Origin of the sequence: uncultured Psychroserpens sp., from assembly GCF_947500255.1 — a bacterium.
Taxonomy (GTDB): domain Bacteria; phylum Bacteroidota; class Bacteroidia; order Flavobacteriales; family Flavobacteriaceae; genus Psychroserpens.
In genome coordinates, this window is the sequence record NZ_CANMRL010000001.1 from 1,187,402 (window position 1) to 1,206,561 (window position 19,160).

The 19,160-nt window shown below is 34.3% G+C and carries 8 protein-coding genes; 6 read left to right on the forward strand and 2 right to left on the reverse strand.

The genetic code is table 11. The features are described from left to right. The first annotated feature begins 15 nt into the window (after nucleotides 1–15). Nucleotides 16–396, forward strand: coding sequence for a DoxX family protein (locus tag Q0783_RS05200; protein WP_298893789.1), 381 nt, complete (start codon nucleotides 16–18; stop codon nucleotides 394–396). Here Q0783_RS05200 and Q0783_RS05205 read toward each other — a convergent pair. Then, complete coding sequence (locus tag Q0783_RS05205) at nucleotides 365–3,760, reverse strand: gliding motility-associated C-terminal domain-containing protein (protein WP_298893791.1); 3,396 nt, start codon at nucleotides 3,758–3,760, stop codon at nucleotides 365–367. The genes Q0783_RS05200 and Q0783_RS05205 overlap by 32 nt on opposite strands. A gap of 92 nt (nucleotides 3,761–3,852) precedes the next feature. Here Q0783_RS05205 and rsmI point away from each other — a divergent pair, with 92 nt between their 5' ends. The 5 genes from rsmI to Q0783_RS05230 all read left to right on the forward strand — a co-directional run bounded on the left by rsmI (nucleotide 3,853) and on the right by Q0783_RS05230 (nucleotide 14,381). Beyond that, the gene (rsmI, locus tag Q0783_RS05210; protein WP_298893793.1) at nucleotides 3,853–4,524 is read left to right on the forward strand and encodes a 16S rRNA (cytidine(1402)-2'-O)-methyltransferase; all 672 of its coding nucleotides are present in this window, start codon (nucleotides 3,853–3,855) and stop codon (nucleotides 4,522–4,524) included. Then, the gene (locus tag Q0783_RS05215) at nucleotides 4,524–5,093 is read left to right on the forward strand and encodes a uracil-DNA glycosylase family protein (protein ID WP_298893795.1); all 570 of its coding nucleotides are present in this window, start codon (nucleotides 4,524–4,526) and stop codon (nucleotides 5,091–5,093) included. The genes rsmI and Q0783_RS05215 overlap by 1 nt, the downstream gene beginning before the upstream one ends. Before the next feature lie 173 nt (nucleotides 5,094–5,266). Next, nucleotides 5,267–6,940 carry a tetratricopeptide repeat protein gene (locus tag Q0783_RS05220; protein ID WP_298893796.1) on the forward strand — a complete coding sequence of 558 codons (1,674 nt, stop codon included), beginning with the start codon at nucleotides 5,267–5,269 and terminating at the stop codon, nucleotides 6,938–6,940. Nucleotides 6,941–7,103: 163 nt separating this feature from the next. Beyond that, the gene (locus Q0783_RS05225; protein ID WP_298893797.1) at nucleotides 7,104–13,532 is read left to right on the forward strand and encodes a matrixin family metalloprotease; all 6,429 of its coding nucleotides are present in this window, start codon (nucleotides 7,104–7,106) and stop codon (nucleotides 13,530–13,532) included. Nucleotides 13,533–13,559: 27 nt separating this feature from the next. After that, on the forward strand, nucleotides 13,560–14,381 hold the full coding sequence (locus Q0783_RS05230) for a T9SS type A sorting domain-containing protein (RefSeq protein WP_298893798.1): 822 nt from the start codon (nucleotides 13,560–13,562) through the stop codon (nucleotides 14,379–14,381). Nucleotides 14,382–14,582: 201 nt separating this feature from the next. Here Q0783_RS05230 and Q0783_RS05235 read toward each other — a convergent pair whose 3' ends face one another. After that, on the reverse strand, nucleotides 14,583–19,160 hold the full coding sequence (locus Q0783_RS05235) for a TonB-dependent receptor plug domain-containing protein (protein WP_298893799.1): 4,578 nt from the start codon (nucleotides 19,158–19,160) through the stop codon (nucleotides 14,583–14,585).

Below are 19,160 nucleotides of genomic sequence, written 5' to 3' on the forward strand. Positions count from 1 at the left end.
TTCGACTACCATCAAATGAAAACAACCAAAATTGTATATTGGATTTCCACAATCCTCTTATCGCTTATATTTTTATATTCTGCGCAGATGTATTTTTTTAATACCGAAATGGTAAAAGGTTATTTTGAAGCGCTTAGTTATCCCTCTTATATTGTGATTCCGTTAGCTATTATTAAAGTCTTAGGTGTCATTATGATATTATGGCGAAAAAGTAATTGGCTTACTGAGTGGGCCTATGCAGGTTTTTTCTTTGATTTGATTTTAGCAACTGCAGCTCATCAAAATGCAGGACATGCAATAGGACTTTCGGTAGCAGGAATCCCTATTTTATTAGTGTCATATTTTCTCGGAAAACGTGTACGTTCTAATAATTTAAATACACCCAGCCTAGGATAGGTTTTTCTCCATTATTTAGGTCTAAAATATAAAAATAAGTGCCAACAGGAAGTAACCCTGAAGTTGTTGGTATACCCATATTTGGTGTTCCATCCCAATTACTTTCGTAATTCTTGCTTTCATAAACTTGTACACCCAATCTATTGTAGATCTTAATAAGATTATTAGGATATTCTTCGATACATTCTATAGAAAACAGATCATTTAAGCCATCATCATTTGGTGACAACCCTTCAGGAATATACAGACAAAAGTCAACAGTGACTTCAGCATCGTCCATATTGTTAGTCTCATCTCTGTCAGGTTGCTCTAAGCTATTGAGCAAGGCCACGTTTAGTAAATCAGAACTTGAAGTAACTTGAGCAACAATAGTTAATATTTCAGATTGATTGCTATCTAATGCATTAATAGACCAAATAAATGTTGAACTATTAAATGTTCCTGCTGAAGTAGATGCCGATATAAAACTCATTCCATTTGGAAACACATCGAGTATTTCTATTGCAGTACCTTGAGACGTTCCCAAGTTAGTAGCAGTAATTTGAAAAGTGACTTGATCTCCAATTGAAGCTTCTTCAGGAGAAACAGTTTTTAAAACTTGAATATCCACATCAGAATTATCATCTAACACTGTTAATGTTGCATTCGTTTGAGACGTATCTATATTGTTTTGAGATTCAAAATTGTTGGTATCATTAAGATAGACTCCAGGTGTATTGGAAGTAACCACAACATCAAAAGTACATGAAGCTACGCCTTCAGGAAAAACCAAATTGGTAACACCTGCAAAATTATCTCCAGTATTCCCAACAAATGTTGCTGTACAACCGTTGCTCATGACCCAATCTGGAGCCGAAACCAAAGTAATCTCTTGAGGAAACACATCAGTAAATGAAATATCGCTCTGAGATGGGTTTGACGGTAAATTAGTAATAGTAAATGTTAGTGTACTTTGTTCTCCAATAGTTATGGTATCAGGATTGTAGTTTTTGTCAAGAACAGGAGCTACAATTTGAACATTACTGATAGAAGTATTGGTCTCAGGGGAAATTTCAGAATTATCATTTTCATTTGGTGTTGCTACGGCAATATTATTATAAGCACCTCCAAAACTAGGAGCTGTAACGGGAATTGTAATTCTTATCGTAGAACCTGCATCCATATTAGCAATAGTTCCTGTGACAATATTATTGGTTATAGTAAGATCTGTACTACATGTTGCATTTCCGTTGGTAACGACACAAGTAGGAGTACCATTGGTTATAAATACGTCATTAATAGTATTTTCAAAGTCAATATTGATAGCATTTGAGCTGTTTTCACTATTAGTAATATCTACGATCCAATTAAAATTTTGATTGATATTTACTTGAGTAAATTCTGGAAATGTCTGAACCACTAAATCAACGCAAGGTGCAATAAACGTTGTGACACTATCTTCGTTATTTGCTGGATTATTATCAAAAGAACTATTGGCATGGTTGATTTCTACAGAATTAAAAACAGGTATAGCATTGACATCACAATCGGTTTCCCAAGCGACTGTAACATGAAACGTCACCGAGCTATTGGCAGGTAAAGTCCAATTATCAGCTTCGGTAATTTCCCAAAAGATATCAGGTTCACCATTAAGAGAAATACCATCCAAAGGCACACCAATATTGGCTGTGTTTATAGCAAAACACTGAGCGTCACCTGTTGTTGATACACAGTCAACCGACACCAGTTCTCCTGTGTAACTTATGCTTCCTAAATTTTCGGTAAAGTCTATCAATTCAATTTCTGTATCTAAATCACTAAGATTAGAAGCTGTAATTTCATAGGTCACATTTCCTGCTTGAATTGTATTATCAGGCGACTCACCAATAGGTAAAACAGGATCGATTTGCGTTTTTGTGACTTCTAAATTTATTGTAGGGCAAGCCTCAGTTGCAGGCAACATAACAAAATCGGTTTGCGAACTATTTTGAACGTTAGAATCTAATATATCGGCTTCAAGTACATTTGTCCCACTTCTAATATTGGCCATACTTATATCGGTACTGAAAGAACATTCGGGCTCTAAAAATATAACGACTGTCGTAATCGTGATTGTAGCACCAACTGGCATTAGAAAGGGGTCACTAACCCAAAATAGATCGTTGACATTTATATTGATATCATCACAACTTATATTTCCTGTGGTTTGTGTACAGTTTACTGAAATGATCTGCCATTCAATTGCTGGTGATAAATTTTGAAGAAAGAATGCAGCATTAGCATCCAATGGGCCATTGTTGCAAATGGTAGTTTCAAAAGTCACTTCCTCATTCCAATCGGCTACAGTTGCAGGATCTGGATCGATTTGAATAGTGTCAATACAGAGATCTGTTAACTGACATAGTTCAGCTTCTAGTAATGGTGTTATAACAGGATCTGATTCGCTTGGTGACACATTAGCGTGATCTAATTCTATCCGTATAATACTCGACACCGAAATAGGCATTTGCTCTACAGCACAAGACGGATCAAGATACTCGTATACAATTTCAAAAGTAGCCGATCCTCCTGCGGTAAATATAAGCGGAGCTCCAATAGAAAACATATCTGTAGTGGCACTAATCAAATTAGGCGTTCCTGGAGCAAGTCCTGAAACATCTGGGCATTCTGTTCCATTAGTGGTGCCAATACATTCAATAGATTCTAATTTTACATTTGGTCGACCATAGTCTAAATCTGAAAGTAAATTAAGCTCACCTACAATCTCAGTTAAAGGGAAGTCAATATCACTGTTATTAGTAATGGTAAATTGATAGGTCACAAAAGTATTCCATGAAGGAATAGGTGTGCCTTGAGTAGGAGAAATTTGAGAATGTTCTACAGTAAAATCTATAAGCACATCAATCACATCAATAGAGATTAGCGACTGGTTATTAGAGTCGTTTGTATCTGTTGTACCATTAGGCGGCGTGATTATCGCATTAATAGCAATACCTCCAACTTGAGCAGGAGCTGTGACTTCAATTTTTAATTCCACACTAGAATCACTCGGTAAATTAGCAACGGTTCCAGTAAGAATACTTCCATTTAGATTAAGGTTTGATGCATCAGAGGCACCTCCAGAATTATTTTGAGAACTAATGGCATCAATATCTAAATTTGCCAAATCATTGTCCATTGTAATTTCAAATGTCGCATCGTTTACAGTATTACCTGAGTTAATTATGGTTACGATGTATTGAAAATCTTGAAAAATTTCTACTTGCGATACGGCACTACCACTTGTATTTTGAGCTTGAGCAACAATAGACAAATCTGTAGTTTGCCCATAAATTTGACTGCAAGCACATAGAAAGAAAATTAAGCGGAAAAATTTTCCAATCATAAATGGTGGTTTAATACAAGACGCTAAATATTGCGAAAGGTTGCGTTAATATAGTCTAAAACATTGTAAATTTGAAAAGAAATCTCTTACAAATGAGTAAACTTTATATTGTACCAACACCTATCGGAAATTTAAAAGACATTACATTTAGAGCTATTGAAGTTCTAAATGATGTTGATTTGATTTTAGCTGAAGACACACGTACATCTGGAAAGCTTCTGAAACATTTTGAGATTGGAACACCAATGCAAAGCCATCATATGCATAATGAGCATAAAATGGTAGATCAACTCGTACAAAAATTAAAAAGCGGAATGTCTATCGCACTCATTAGTGATGCTGGAACACCAGCAATTTCAGATCCTGGGTTTTTATTAACTAGAGCTTGTATTGAAAACAACATTGAAGTAGATTGTTTACCAGGAGCGACTGCATTTGTTCCTGCTTTAGTCAACTCAGGATTACCAAACGACAAATTTGTATTTGAAGGCTTTCTTCCGGTAAAAAAAGGAAGACAAACACGGTTAAAATTATTAGCTGAAGAAACCCGAACAATGGTGTTTTATGAGAGTCCGCACAAACTCATAAAAACGCTCACTAATTTTTGTGAATATTTTGGGGAAGATCGATTGGTTTCGGTGTCAAGAGAATTAACCAAGCTTTATGAAGAAACCATAAGAGGTACTGCAAAAGAAGTTTTGGAGCATTATACCAATAAGCCACCAAAAGGAGAGATAGTAATTATAGTAAGCGGCAATAAGTGATGCAAGATTTATTACATGATATTAGGCAATGCAGTATTTGCAAACAACATTTACCACTTGGTCCACGACCAATTGCGAGTGGACATCCAGATTCTAAAATCGTTATTATAGGTCAGGCGCCAGGAACAAAAGTACATGCTTCTGGAATTCCATGGGATGATGCTAGCGGAAAGCAATTACGTAAATGGCTAGGTGTTTCTGATGACGACTTTTATGATGAGCGTAAATTTGCCATAATACCAATGGGGTTTTGTTATCCTGGAAAAGGAAAAAGTGGAGATTTACCACCAAGAACCGAATGTGCACCACAATGGCATCAGCCCTTATTTGACCATATGAAACAAGTGGAGTTGGTTATTTTAATTGGCATGTATGCACAAAAGTATTATTTAAAAGACCAAGCTAAACGTACGCTGACTGAAACGGTCGCTAACTACAAAGACTATTTGCCTCAATATTTTACTTTGCCACACCCTAGTCCGAGAAACCGTTTTTGGCTAGCTAAGAATCCATGGTTTGAAACGGAAGTGTTACCAGAGTTGAAAAAGAGAGTAACACATTTAGTTTAAAAGCCTCTCCATTTCTGAAGAGATTTCAATATAATTCAAAATGATTAATCTTCGATTGGCTGTATTATGAAGTTAGCAAATGTGCGTCAAATATTGATATTGCCACTTTTTGTCACCTAAGCTAAACTAATGAGATGGTTAGATTTTGGTCTTAATTCAGTAATTTTGCATTCATGAAATTATTGGTGCTCTCCCTATTAGTTTTTATAAGTAATTTATCCTTTTCTCAAGAAGTAGATAGCACCCTAATGCGTCTGGAAAAAGCAATTGAAATAGCCACGACTGATACTGCAAAAATCAAGGCAATGCTCAATTTAGGTGAGTATGAACTGGATCATAACTTTAGGAAAGCTGAAGATATTATTAATGAAGCCTATGCCTTTGTACAAGACGATAAAACGGACCTAGGGCAAAATTATGAGGCTTTAGTGCTTGTGGAGTTAGGTATCTTGAAGAGAAGAAAGGGAAAGCACACCGAAGCTTTGAATCATTATTTAAAGGCACTAGATATTTTTGAAAAAGAACAAGATTCGTCTAACATTGCAGATGTGTATCATAACATTGGTATGATTTATAAGTTTCAAAAAGCATACCCAAAAGCTTTTGATTACTTTGGAAAGGCCGTAAAGATTAATGAGTCATTGAATAATGATGTGGATTTAGGCTTAGCATTATTGATGATTGGTAGTAGTTATAAATCATTAAAGGAATACGATTCTACAGAAATATACTATAATAAATCGAAAAAGATATTTACTACTCTTGATGACCCTATACATCTCCATCAAGTCAATAATTACTTGGTGACGTTGTATCGTAGAACAGGGAGAGATGCTGAAGCCTTAAAATTAAGCAAGGATAATGTAGCTTATTCGAAAAAGAAAGACAGAAGATTAAACCTGGTATCAAATTATTTGGCAACATCAAGTATTTATCATAAAAAGAAGGAATACAGAGAAGCAGGACGTTATGTCGATTCTGCTTTAAGGTTAGCAAAAAAAGAAGGATTTAAAAAAAAGATTGCTGAAGCCTATGCAAAGAAAAGCATATTATGGTCTAAATTAAAAAACTATAAATCGGCATACGCAACCCATAAGACGTATAAAAAATATTCAGATTCTATTTACAATTCAGATAATGCAAAGAAGATTCAAGAATTAGAATTAACCTATCTATTTGAAAAAGAAAAATTAGCCGATAGTCTTGCTTTTGCTCAAGAAAAAAAAGAAGTTGAAGTATTAGCTCAAGCTGAAGCGTCTAAAAAGCAATCCTATTTCTTGTTATTCATACTCACATTAATTGCATCACTAATTATTGGTCTTTTAGCACGTCGTGTCTTTAGAAGCAAATCTATTGTAAATGAAGAGAAACTAAAAAAAGAAGCGATTCAAAAAGAACTTTTAAACCATAAAGTTCACTCTAAAGAAGAAGAAATTAAGCGTTTAGTTGCTGATAATAATATGCGATTAGCATTTAAAGAAGAGTTATTAGGTCAATTAAAAAAGGAACTTTCTAATGATAATGTTGATGGATTAAAAGATCGTATATCAACACTTACAACAGATTTACAAGCACAGATTTCAACAGAAAACAAACTCTCCTTTTTACAACAAAGTATAAGTGAAGTTAATGAAGGATTTGAGGCTAAACTTCGTGATTTATATCCACAGTTAACTAAAACCGAACGTGAAGTGTGCTCTTTATTACGATTAAATTTATCTATTAAAGAAATTATGAATATTAGAGGCGCTTCACAAGATGCTATAAAATCTGTTCGTTATCGTATTCGTAAAAAATTAGACCTTTCTCCCAAAGATGAATTAGAACAATTCATTCAAAACCTCTAAGTTAATCGCCGTTTAAAAGCTTTAAAAAACCGTTTAAAAGTAGAAAAAAGTCCACGGCACCACTTTTTGTCACCTCTATTGCCACTTTTTGTCACTTCAAAAACAGATAGATTTAGGTATTGATTCTTACCCTTGCAGTACTAATTATCAAAACCTACTAACAATGAAACAGCAATACCTACTTGTTTTTACATTATTGATTACATTACATTTTCAAGCTCAAGAATGTTCCTCACTAATGGAACCGGTATCTCTTCAAGCCCGTACAAATGAAGCCACGCTTATCGTAGAAGGCGAAGTTATAAATAGTAATAGCTATTGGGATGTTGACCATAAAAACATTTATACCATTCACGAAGTTACCGTGTATAAAAATGCTAAAGGTACTAATGCAACTACTGTTTTTGTTGAAACTCAAGGAGGTCAAGTTGGCGATCTAATCCAAGAAGTTTCAAGTGCTGCAAGATTAAGAATAGGCTATGAAGGCATCTTCTTTCTTAAACCGTCTAATCATTCATTTAGTATACCGCAAACCACTTATAAAATGGTTGCTGCTGCCCAAGGTTATATTAAATATAATCGTATAGAGAACAATGCATCAGATGTATTTAACAACTATCTTTCAATAGAAAACGATTTGTACTCTAAACTAGAGCAAGCCACCAATAAAAGGCTTACTGTAATAAAAGGAAAGCAAAGACCAGCTATCACAAATTTGCGCAGAGCTACACCAGTAATTTCAAGCTTTTCACCAACAACAATTACTGCGGGTACACAAAGTATATTAACGATAAATGGGAGTAATTTTGGCTCAACTCAAGGCGAAGTAAGTTTTAAATCTGCTAATAGTGGAGGTTCTAGTTATATCGCTGCCCAAGCTGCTGAAATTATATCTTGGTCTAATACCCAAATACAAATAGAAGTGCCATCTACAGCAGGTACAGGAACCATAAGAGTGACCAATGCTACAAATGAAACTGTAACAAGTAGTGCTTCAGTTACTATTAGATACAGTCATCTTAATACTATAAATGCTGGAATTCCATTTCCTACTGTTCTACAAGATGATAATGGCAGTGGTGGTTTTACTTTTGAATATCATACTGGTTTTGTGACCACACAGGCAGAAACATATTTTGAAGATGCATTAGCGCTTTGGAATTGTCAATCTGGGGTTAATTTTCAAATAGCAACAGAAACAACAACTATAGATGAGATTGCAAGTGATAACGTTAATGTGGTTCGATTTGATAATGGAGAACTACCTTCTGGCGTTTTAGGAGCTGTATCTAGATTTATGATCGCTTGTTCAAGTAGTAGTAAAGGTATTATAGTCGAGATGGATATTACCTGGAATGAAAGCGTCAGTTGGTATTATGGTTATGGGTCACCAGGACCACGCTATGATTTTAAAACAGTGGCATTACACGAAATAGGGCATGCACATCAATTAGGACACGTTATTGACCCTAATGCAGTAATGCATTACAATTTAAGTATTAGTGATGTAAAATTTGAGCTAACCTCTGATGATATAGATGCTGCTAATTACACGATGGATATTTTCGCAGAAGATCCAGGTTGTGGTTATTCTGTTAGTACAGCTAATAGTCAATGTACCTATGTGCCAGACGATAATTTTGAAGCCTATTTAGAAGCCAACGGTATGGGTAACGGTATAGCAAATGATGATTTGGTAACTAAGGCTAATATTTCTGGAGTTACATTTTTAAGTGTTATAGGACAGGGAATTTCAGATTTTACTGGTATTGAAGATTTTATGGCACTAGAAACTTTATATGCTATGGAGAATCCAATGTCTAGTTTAGATGTAACAGCGAATATAAATTTAAAAGAACTATGGTGTAGTTTTTCAACAGCATTAACAAGCTTGAATATTTCTACATTAACAGCTTTAGAAACTTTAGAAATTTCGAGTACAGGAATTACTGCTATAGATCTAAGTAATAATACCGTATTAAACAGAATTTGGGCGGGAGCACCTGGATTAACGTCATTAGATGTGAGTAATAATCTGTTGTTAGATTTTTTACATATATCCAATTCGTCAATAACTAACCTAGATCTAAGCCTTAATACTGTTTTAACACAATTTAGAGCTAACAATAGCGCATTAGAGAGTTTGAATATTAAAAACGGGAACAATGCCAATGTTACAACGTTTAGTACATCAGGAAGCAACAACCTAACCTGTGCAACTGTTGATAATGTGGCCTATTCAACAACCCATTGGACTAGTATTAATAATGCTGTTACTTTTTTTAGTGAAGATTGTAATGCTACTACCTATGTGCCAGATGATAATTTTGAAAATTATTTAGAAACACACGATGCCTCAGGAAACACAGTAAGTATGGGTGACGCATCTAGCATGGGTAATGGAATAGCCAATGATGATACTGTGTTTACTTACCGTATTTCGAATCTGACAGAATTAACTTTAAATGATTTAGGAATTACAGATTTAACAGGAATTGAGGATTTTTTAGGTTTGGTAATATTTAAGTCTTGGAGAAATAATTTAACTTCAGTAGCATTTACAAACAATATTCATTTAGAAGACCTTCGTGTAACAGAAAATGAGGAATTAACGGCTGTTGATATTTCATCCTTAACCTTATTAAAAGAGTTTTGGTGTTATGATACTGGATTAACCACTTTAGATGTTTCTAACAATATTGCTTTAGAAACACTATTTGTTTTTAATGCAAATATTCCGGCTTTAGACATAAGTACAAACACTACTTTAATTGATTTAAGATGTAATGGTAATCAATTAACAAGCCTAGATGTTAGTAATAACCCATTACTAGAAATTCTTGTTGCTGGCAACAATAGTATTTCTGCTATTACATTAAATAATTTGGTTGATTTAAGGTTATTAAATTTATCAAATAATAACTTGACAGCATTAGATCTTAAGGCGAACACGGACTTAGAGGAACTATTCATCACTGATAATGAACTTACAGCGTTAGATATACGTAATGGTAATAATACAGCTATAGTAGATAATAGCTTTAGAACCTCAGGAAATCCTAATTTAACCTGTATTAATGTAGATAATGAAGTTTTTGCGACACAAACCTGGACCACTCATGTAGATACTACTACTTCCTTTAATGAACATTGTGATGAAACCTATGTGCCAGATGATAATTTTGAAACCTATTTGGAAACTCACGATATCAATGGTGCTATTGTAAACCTTGGTGATGTTTCTAGCTTAGGAAATGGTGTTATGGATGATTATGTAACGACGGCTTCTATTAATGCCGTTACCGCACTAGGTATAAGTGGATTAAATATAAGTGACCTCACAGGTATCGAAGATTTTATAGCATTAGAAGTACTACTTTGTAGTAATAATAATCTAGCCACTATAGACGTAAACTTTAATACAAGTTTAAGAGTATTAGTAGCTATGAGTAATGGATTAACGTCTGTTAATATAGAAAATATAACAGCATTACAATTTCTAAACTTACACGATAATGCATTAACCAGTCTTGATTTTACATCGTTTCCTAATTTAACAGGCTTAATTGTGTCTAATAATAATTTAACCAGTTTAGATATTAGAAATGGTGCCAATGCATTAATGGAGTCAAACTCAGATTTTAATGCTACAGGAAACCCTAATTTAACGTGTATTAATGTAGATGATGAAAATTTCTCAACCACAACCTGGGAAAATATCGATACTACAGCATTATTTAGTGAACATTGTGGACTAACCTATGTACCCGATGATAATTTTGAAACTCGATTAATTGAATTAGGTTACGATTCAGGCCCTTTAGATGATTACGTCCCTACTGATTTAATTTCAGGAGTAACCTTCTTAAACGTTAGTAGTAGAAGTATAGCCGATTTAACAGGAATTGAAGACTTCACAGCTTTAGAAACCATATTCTGTAATAACAATAACTTAACAACAATAAATACAAGTCAAAACATAGCATTAATTAATCTTAGATGTTATGGAAATCAGATTTCAGCATTAGACCTTAGTGCAAATACGAATCTACAATATTTAAGTTCATCACCTAATAATCTAACCACTTTAGATTTACAGTTTAATACTGCTTTAATAGAAGCCTTTTTAAACAATAATGATTTAGTAGAATTAAATTTAGATAACTGCGTAGCTTTAGAAAGATTACAAATTAAAGGTAATAATTTAAGTGCATTAAGTCTTGCCAATGGAAATAATTTAAATGTTACCGAGTTTGATGCAGAAAATAACCCGAATTTAACATGTATTAATGTAGATGATGCCACCGCATCTTATTTATCTGGTCCTTCATGGCTAAAAGACGCAACAGCATCTTATAGTGAACATTGTAATGATACCTATATACCAGATGATAATTTTGAAAATTATTTAGAAACACATGATGCTTCCGGAAATACAGTAGCAGTTGGAGATCCAACTAGTATGGGTAATGGTATTGCTAATGACGATTATGTAACAACTGCCAAGGTTAATACTGTAACTAGTTTAGATGTATCAAGTAAGGCCATAGCAGATTTAACTGGAATAGAGGATTTTGAGGCATTAACAGAGTTGTTTTGTAGAAGTAATTCATTAACCAGTTTAGATGTTACTAATAACACACAACTAGCAACTTTGAGCTGTCAAAATAACGCTTTAACAAGTATAGATGTTTCACAAAACCCTCTTTTAGTAACGCTTAGAATAGGCAATAATAATTTAGCTAATTTAGATGTTACGCAGAACCCTCTTTTGGTAACATTAACTACAAGTGATAATACTGTGTCAAGCATAGATGTTACACAGAACCCACTTTTAGAAATACTAAGTTGTCACAACAATTTTCTTACGAATCTGGATGTGACACAAAATCCGCTTTTAGAAGATTTAGATTTAGCTGATAATAGCGTAATAAATATAGATGTTACCAGTAATCCTAATCTTGTTTACTTGTTTTGTGATAAGAATGATTTAACAAGTATAGATGTCACACAAAACCCATTATTAAAAGAGTTCGATTTAGGAAATAATCAAATTACTAGTTTAGATCTTTCACAAAATATAGTATTAGAAGAGTTATATGCCGACGATAATAACTTAAGGATATTAAATGCGGCTAACGGTAATAATATGGCTATTACAGATTTTGAGATAGATTTTAATCCCAATCTAACTTGTGTATTAGTTGATGACGCAGCATATTCTTTAGAGTACTGGGATATTAAAGACAATCAAACGAGTTATAATGATGTAAAATGCGAGACCTATGTGCCTGATGATAATTTTGAGAATTACTTAGAAACGCATAATGATATGGGTGATGTTGTTCCACTGGGCGACTCTAGTAGTTTAGGTAATGGCATTGCAAATGATAATTATGTTACAACTGCTCATATAGATCAAGCACAAAGTTTAGATGTAAGTAATGAAAATATTGCCGATTTAACTGGAATCGAAGATTTTGTTTTATTACTAGATTTAAATTGTAGTAACAATCAATTAACGGCTTTATATTTAAGTTCTAATACAGAACTCGATAATTTATATGCTAACGATAACAATATAACAACGCTTAGCTTAGAGGCTAACGGTAGCTTAGACCAGATTTATGTACAGAATAACGATTTGAGCACGCTAAGTCTCGCGGATGGCACTAGTGAGGATAACTTAGGTTTTGATGCTACAGGTAATCCAAATCTGTATTGTATAAAAGTAGGTAATGTGGCATCAGCTAATGCTGTTTGGAGTGATTTTATTGATCCGCAAACGAGTTTTAGCGATACGACTTGCGAAACAGTTTTTATAGCGCCAAAAGTATTTTTACAAGGAGCAACACTTAATCCAAATACAGGAGAAGAAAACCTTATGCGAGACGATTTACGTGTGGCTAATCTAATACCAACATTAACCCCTTATAATGATGAAGCAATTATAGATGCTGGAGTATTTCTTACAACTGGAGACAATGCTATTGTAGATTGGGTTTGGGTAGAAATAATAGATCAATTTGATGTTTTACAAATTGAAGATACACAATCTGCTCTTTTACAACGCGATGGTGATGTTGTAGGTCTAGACGGTGTATCTAACCTTAGATTTAATATAGCACCAGATAATTACTATGTGGTTATTAAGCACCGTAATCATTTAGGGATTATGACATCGAACACAATAGCATTATCAAGCACAGTAACAGCAATAGACTTTACAGATGCTAATAATCCAACAACCTATGGAACCAATGCACAGACTACTTTTGGCATGCCAAGCGGTGTTGTTGCCATGTGGGCTGGTGATGTAAATGGAGATGCTATTGTTCAATACTCAGGAACCAATCCTGATGTACCAGATATTTTATCTTCTGTACTTAATGACGTAGGAAACTTCTTAAATCTTCCTACATATAGTATTTCAGGGTATTTAGTAGATGATGTAAACATGGATGGAAATATACAGTATTCAGGAACCAATCCTGATACACCTTTCATTCTTCAAAATGTATTGGCACACCCAGGAAACTTCCTAAACTTTAGTACCTATCAAATACAAGAACAAATACTTCAAGAAAACTAAACATATAACCCTATTAAATTATTTATTATGAACAAAATTATTTTATCTCGATTACTAATTTTAGTGCTTTGCTTTTTCTCAGGAGAATCAAATGCACAAGATGGATATACCTATACATTAGTAGACAACGGAAACTTTAATTATTCAGTTTCTGTAGTACCAAACGCAAGCGCTTCTAATTTTGCAACATCTGTACAGAGTTATGGATTTACAATTATTTTACCTAATGGAATTACGGCCACTGTAACATCTTCTCTTGGAAATGGAGCTGCTGCTACTTTCTTCGACGGAACCAATGTTGGGCAACCAACCATTGACGGTTACTTAATTACAGAAACACTAGGAAGTCCTATAGGATTACCAGCACCATCAAGCGGAATAGTTTCTCCTATAGTTACGATTCAATTGAATAGTACACCAACTACAGGAACTATTAGCATCTTAGCAAATGATTCTGCCTTAGCTAGTGCAATAACACCTTTAAAATGCTTTATGTCTGCAGATATGATTGACGATGGAATGGCTTTATTTCCTCCAGTAGTTGATGCTATGGCTTCTGGTTTATCAGGAACAGTTTCATACGAATTTGATACATTGAGCGTTCCAACGACTAGTATAAGTGAACTGTCAGTATATCCAAATCCAGCACAGGATGAGGTTAGAATTCTAGCTAGTAATCTAATACTAGATAGAGCTGAGGTTTATAGCGTCACTGGACAACGCGTCATGGTTATAGAAGATATATTGGATAACAGATTAGATACAAGTCAATTAAAATCGGCAGTATATCTAGTAAAAATTTATAGTGATACAGGAGCAAATAAGACCTTCAAACTGATAAAAGAATAGCAATAGTGTTTATTGCAAGCTATTTGTATTATTTAAGGGATATCAATAGTTAAATTAGCCTCCTTGCTTAATAAACAAGGAGGTTTTGTTTTTAAAAATCAGTAATATGTGAACATTTACTTTTTGAATAGATGATTATCGTAAATAAAAGCCTCTCCATTTCTGAAGAGGCCTCATTCAACAACTAAAATATGACAACCATCAATTCAAAATCTTAATTGTATTTCCTTCAATCCAAGTTTTGAATTCATCACCATAATATAAGTAGGCTGTACTTGCTGGTGCTTGGTAGTCGCCTGCAATATCTGCTTTAAGGTCAAGCCTGATGGTTTTTGTTTCAGAAGGTTTGAGCGATCTCCAGTAAAACACCAGATAATTATCAAACACTTCATAATAGGCTACTTTTTCTTCTTCTAATAATTCTTTTAATTGCCATGGTTGTGCTGTGGTTCCTGATGGAATACCAATAATAGATGTCACCATTCCTAAAGGCTCTTCTTTGGTATTAGATACATGTATCGTCATACTTACATTATCACCAACGTTATACTTGTTTTCAAGAAGCTTTGTGTCTAATTTTAGTGGGCTCTCAGCAGACGAATCTGGAACATAACTATCCCAGTTTATACTTAAACAATATGGGAAGGTAACTTCATCATTAGCAAATTGTACTTGAACCTTTTGTTGTCCTTTTTTGAAATAAGTTTCTAAACTATCAATAATAATCTTTCCTTGAGCGTTGATGCTCAGTCGTCTTTTTAGAGACTGTCCGTTAATTGTTAATTCTACAGTGTCATTAGCTTTGATAATGAGTTGTTTTTGCATTTTAGTGTAATTAATCAATGCTTTTAATGCCATAGCAGTAGATTGTGTAGAACCAAATCTGTTTTGCTTTCTTAGACCTACTAAGTACTCAACACCTTTAGCAATTAAAGCTTTATCTGCCTGAACTTCTCTCATTAAAGCCAACAAGGTAAAAGCGGTAGTTTCTATATGTTTTGCATTTCCGTAGGACCTTGTAATAGTATTTTCTACTGGTAAGCCTTTAAATTCGTTTTTAAAGATCTGATCTTTAAGTTTATTAATGAGTGTGCTTGCATTTTCTGGCATATCAAGATTATAACTGGCCAAGGCCATCATTGCCATTTTATAGGCATCTTTACTTTTTAGAGCATCTTTAAATGCTGCTTCGTACTCTAAGCTGAGGTCTACATCAATTCCAGCTTCACTGATCGCATAGACGATATAGGCATTGGCAACATCTGCTGGAGAGCTCGCAAAACTATCATAACCTTTAGTGCTTTTTTTAAAGCCACCTTTCCCGTCTTTTCTGCTCATTAGCCATTGTACGGTTCTATCGATCATGGCTTGATCTACATTACCATAGACCTGTTTCATCTCGGTGAATTCTAAAATCCCGTAAGCTGTTAAGGTTTCATGAGGCGGTGTTTTACCAAACCACTCAAAACCACCTTCCTTGGTTTCAAACCCGATGAGACGCTTATAACCTTTATCAATAAAGTCTAAAGCTTTAGCTTCTATTTCAGGATTGCTTTTACCAGATTCTTTAAGGTACTGAAGTACCATAATGTTTGGATATGTAGATGATGAGGTTTGCTCAAAACAGCCGTAAGGTGCTCTTATTAAAGACTCTATTCCGTTCATCACATCACCAATAACATCTGTATAAATGTTGAAGTTGGCGCTTAAGCTTCCATCAACAACACTATTAATATCAAATTGGTAGACTCCAGATTTAGATCCAGAAATTGAGGTTTCTGTTGGGAAGTACGGACTTAAAATCGTCACGTTCTTTTTAACCACATCACTTAGTGTTTCTGAGTTTATACGAACTTCAAGTGTTGCGTTCCCTGCTTTTTCAATAGGAACAACACGAACATTTCTCAATATCGAACTGTTGGCATTAACAGTGACTTGACGATCATAATTTTCGGCAAATTTTAATTGTTTTGGCAGTATAATTTCAATGTCAGTCGTAATGTCTTTTGCTGTTTCGTTTGTTATGGTTAATGGTAAAACCACATCATCTTTGAGCGCCATATAATTAGGTGACTTAAAATCGACATTCAATAATTTTTTTGTGGCATAAGTTTCTTCTTGACGTCCAATCATACCATTAAAGCCAACACCTTCAGTAGTAATTTTAAAAGATGTGATAGCATCGTTATTGTAAAACTCAACCTCTGCTTGCCCATTTGCATCAGTTTGTACTACAGGGTTCCAATAAATGGTTTGTCTAAAATCGGTTCTCTCACTTGTGGTGTTTTCACCTACATAAACAGGAACATAAAATTCCTTTACTCGAGAGAGGCGTGATGGTTTCGAGTTTTGAAAATAGGCGATACCGTAGTTATTAAACTTTGCGTTATTTAGTTTTTTCTTTGAACTGTTATTAATGTAACCACCACTATTGGTTTGAATTACAATAACACCGTTAGAACCTCTACAACCATAAATAGCAGTAGCTCCAGCATCTTTTATCACGCTAACACTATAGAGGTCTGAAGGGTTAAGGTTTCTAAAAACACTGTCGTCTACAGGAACTCCATCAACTATAAACAAAGGCTCAATGTTTCCAGAGATACTTCCAACACCTCTCAGTTGAACGGTTGAGTTTGCGCCTGGCGCACCATTGGCTGTTGTGATATTAAGTCCTGCCACTTGCCCTTGTAATAATTGCGCTACAGAAGATGTATTTGAAAGAGTTTCTTCTGAGACTATTACTATAGAAGCAGTAGTAGCTTTGCTCTTACTTGTTGCTCGATATCCTACAACCACCACTTCATCAAGTTGACTAGAATCCTCAGTAAGTGCGATTTCAGCGGCTTTCACTTTTTTTAGGATTTTCTTTTTTAAAGGCTTTTCACGTTTGTCAAATGTTTTGACGCTCTCAGCATTTTCTTTATAAGTAGCGTCTTTATGATATTGATAACGACCATTAATCAAGTTCGTTTTTTTGATAAATACAGATTTTCTGTCATCTCTGTAAGCCAATAGAACAAGGTGCTGACTATCTGTGAATTTAAATGTAAACGTCCCATCGTCTTCAGTATCAAATACAAGTATTTTATGACCAAATCTATCCATAAGGAGTAAATGCGCTGTAATTGGTTTTCCTTTTTTATCTACAACAGTTCCAGATTGTATGGCATGTTGTTCTGGTAAAAACTCAGCATTTTCTAATGTCACTTGTGGATTCACAATATAGTTTCTCCATCCATGGGTAAGCATCAAATAGTCTAAAGCTTCGGCAGATTTTTCTTCTTTAGGATTGAGATAAAAACTTGGCTTATGGATTTTTCCTTTTAATTCTGAAGACACTAATAAGTACGACAGGATATGATCTTGCTTGTCATCTGCAAACGATAATAACTTGTTATCTGCAACAGCAATAGATACATTAGAAGGCAAAGGCTGACCTTTGGCATCTGTAGTATTGATCTTTAATTTTACTCTTTCACGAGTTTCGTAAACGGTTTTTTCTAAGTCTATAGCAACATTTAACTGTTTATGTGCATTGACAAATACCAGACGTTCAGCTACAATTTGATTTGCTTTATTTTTTATACTGAATTTGGTAATTCCCATTGGAAAGTCTTTAGTGTTTATGCTAATAAAATTCTCGTTATTAGATATTTTTTTCTCAAGTAATACTTTGGAAGCACTTGAAACCTCTAATCGTAATGACTTTTTTTCAGTAGAAAACAGGATGATTTTAGCTCTAGATTTTTCAATCTCTACTGAAAATCGCGTTCCTTTATTTTGAACTTTTGGAAGTACAATATCACGTTCAGAAACAAAAGGCGATTTTAATTTTGCCACATAGGTTTCACCTTGTTCTGCGGAAATAGCAACACGTCCCATACCGTCATGAAAACTCGAAAATGTGGCTACAGTGTTACCTTTGCTATCAATAATATCGCCGCTTACATCAACGGGTTTTGCAAATTCATTAAGGGCCTTGAATGCAATAGTGTTTGTAGTTCCTGCTATGATTTGTCCACTTTCAGGAAAAAACTGAAGATCAAGATTGTCTAAGACCACAGGAACACTTCGAGAAATAGATTCTGTTGATCCTTTATAAGGAATAAGAACATTGAGAACCACATCTGTAGAGCTCAACGCTTTAGGAAGCGTAAATGATGGATTTATTTTTCCCTTAACATCTGTCACTGCGTTTTGAGTGATTATTTTTTGTCCTTTTACTGAGACTTCATACGTGACTTCTGTACTAGCAAGTGGGTTGTTCTTTAGGTCTTTAACTTCAAAATTGGCAATGACTTCACTGTTTTTTCCATAGCCTTCTTTTTGAAAGTCCAATGTTAAAAGCAAATTAGGTTTCACAACTTTTTGAACTGTGATTTGTTTTGTAAAAAAGGAGTCTTCACCAAAATTGCGCATCCAATTCGTATAGACTTTTAATGTGTAAATACCGCCTACCCAATTAGCGTTAATATCAAAATCGCCATAGGCATAACCATCTTTGATAGATAGCTTTAGAGATTTAACTATAGCTCCTTTAGGGGAAATAAGTTCTGCATGTGCGACATCACTAAGATTGGAAACTGTATTGTTTTCGGTAACGACATAAGATTTAAACCACAGTGTCTCACCTGGAAAGTAAAATGGTCTATCAGTTTGTGTATATATTTTTTCTATTGGAGCTATTGTGTTTTGATACGCTTTGAAAGCCGTCAATGATGTCATGACAATAACAGCTAAAAGAAAATAAGCACCTATGTTTTTTATAGTTTTCAT

Bases quoted from the DNA above. Each gene is read 5' to 3' on its own strand.
- Q0783_RS05230 (WP_298893798.1), top strand. From the start codon at position 13,560: ATGAACAAAATTATTTTATCTCGATTACTAATTTTAGTGCTTTGCTTT.
- rsmI (WP_298893793.1), top strand. From the start codon at position 3,853: ATGAGTAAACTTTATATTGTACCAACACCTATCGGAAATTTAAAAGAC.
- Q0783_RS05220 (WP_298893796.1), top strand. From the start codon at position 5,267: ATGAAATTATTGGTGCTCTCCCTATTAGTTTTTATAAGTAATTTATCC.
- Q0783_RS05235 (WP_298893799.1), bottom strand. From the start codon at position 19,160: ATGAAAACTATAAAAAACATAGGTGCTTATTTTCTTTTAGCTGTTATT.
- Q0783_RS05200 (WP_298893789.1), top strand. From the start codon at position 16: ATGAAAACAACCAAAATTGTATATTGGATTTCCACAATCCTCTTATCG.
- Q0783_RS05205 (WP_298893791.1), bottom strand. From the start codon at position 3,760: ATGATTGGAAAATTTTTCCGCTTAATTTTCTTTCTATGTGCTTGCAGT.
- Q0783_RS05215 (WP_298893795.1), top strand. From the start codon at position 4,524: ATGCAAGATTTATTACATGATATTAGGCAATGCAGTATTTGCAAACAA.
- Q0783_RS05225 (WP_298893797.1), top strand. From the start codon at position 7,104: ATGAAACAGCAATACCTACTTGTTTTTACATTATTGATTACATTACAT.